The organism is Asticcacaulis biprosthecium C19 (genome assembly GCF_000204015.1).
Lineage (GTDB): Bacteria > Pseudomonadota > Alphaproteobacteria > Caulobacterales > Caulobacteraceae > Asticcacaulis > Asticcacaulis biprosthecius.
Genome location: NZ_GL883077.1, coordinates 1,314,006 through 1,315,387, shown reverse-complemented (window position 1 = coordinate 1,315,387; position 1,382 = coordinate 1,314,006). Strand labels below are relative to the sequence as shown.

Here is a 1,382-nt window from a genome sequence, read left to right as displayed (position 1 = left end):
AGCAGCGCTCCTGCCCCCCTATTTTCCAATTCATCGAACGCTATCGATCATGGCTTTAGGTAAGTACGATTTGAACTTCTTCTTAGCGGTCCCAGCCTTATCTAATGAAACAAGGCTCCCATCTGATATCCTGACTGACGCAACTGCGAAATCTGTCGAGATTCCGCAGTCTGACCGGACGATAGGTTGAATAAGTATATAGATAGTTTGTTCATCGTCCTCCCATCCAATACCCCACAAATTCGGATCTTCGCCGCCAGTATCACAACCAATAAGAAGTTTATATCTCCTCTTCAGGTCATCATAAAACGAAGTTTTATCTATTGCACCACCTTCAGTCAGTTCATAAATATCTAACATATTGTCGGCTTCTGATCCATTTCCGCTATTCACATATAAATAATTTCCGTGGCTTGATAAAGAGATGCTTATCGGATAACCAACACCACCTAATGGCCTGTCGTTGTAGTATAAATTTGCATCTTTAAATTCCAATCGGGATTGATCAGGCAGAGTAATTTTGCAGGGAAAATCACCATCTACATAGAAGTTGCTATTGAACTCTACACTGTGCTTCAACTCACATCCATGGCTAGAAGTACACGATAAAATTTGAAATGCAGCTATTAGGCTCAATAAGATCGCTAGTTTGGACATGTCAACCCCAGGTCATTCTTTGGTATTGTCACTGTAACAAGTGCATATCTTGTGCCGCTTAAAGCATCGTTATAGCTCTTGTAATCGTATAAGTCGATATGGTTTAGACCAGTCTGCCGAGCTTTCCAGTCTAAGTTTCCAACCGCTGAGTAGGTTCCTTGATATTGAAGTCCTTTTGGGACCCCTGTAATTGGCCCGCCCGGAGCATTAGAAGCCGAGTTCCAATCAACATTAAATTTTATATTAGCCAGTGTATTTAATTCATGTGAAGTCGGAAATCGATTTTGCGGCCAATTAAAACCGAAATTTTTCGTATTGATTGCCACACTGCCTGGAGGAAGGTTTTCCCTTTCCACATGTGTAAAGGATGATTGCCCTAGCCCCTGACCTTCGCTGATTGCCGTAACTTTGAATACTTTTGCATCGCATACAGTTGCTCCGTCTGTGGGAGCAGCTAGACTGCCCGGTCCCAATATGCATGACCTCATAAGGGCACCCAAGCAAATTGACTCATACTGCTGCCGTAAGTCTGCACTCCTTGCGTCATCGATTGCGCCCTGTTGACGGGCTCTTTTTGCCGCTTCGCACGTTGGATCACAACCGTTGATAATTACCGGACCTCCCTCGCCATACAACCCCATCGGATCCGTCGCATTGACCGGATCACCATGAACATAGGCGTACATGTTCATCCCGTCGCCGTAGCCGATCGGGTCCGGCTGCAG

At 44.9% G+C, this 1,382-nt stretch carries 2 protein-coding genes; both read right to left on the bottom strand.

The genetic code is table 11. The features are described 5' to 3' along the window. Window positions 1-30: 30 nt before the first annotated feature. Window positions 31-657: a hypothetical protein gene (locus ABI_RS24930; protein WP_157138717.1), complete on the bottom strand. Its 627-nt coding sequence runs from the start codon at window positions 655-657 to the stop codon at window positions 31-33. After that, on the bottom strand, window positions 645-1,382 hold a 738-nt coding region (locus ABI_RS24925; RefSeq protein ID WP_211211120.1), incomplete at its 5' end, for an RHS repeat-associated core domain-containing protein. The genes ABI_RS24930 and ABI_RS24925, both read right to left, overlap by 13 nt.

Bases quoted from the DNA above. Each gene is read 5' to 3' on its own strand.
- ABI_RS24930 (WP_157138717.1), bottom strand. From the start codon at position 657: ATGTCCAAACTAGCGATCTTATTGAGCCTAATAGCTGCATTTCAAATT.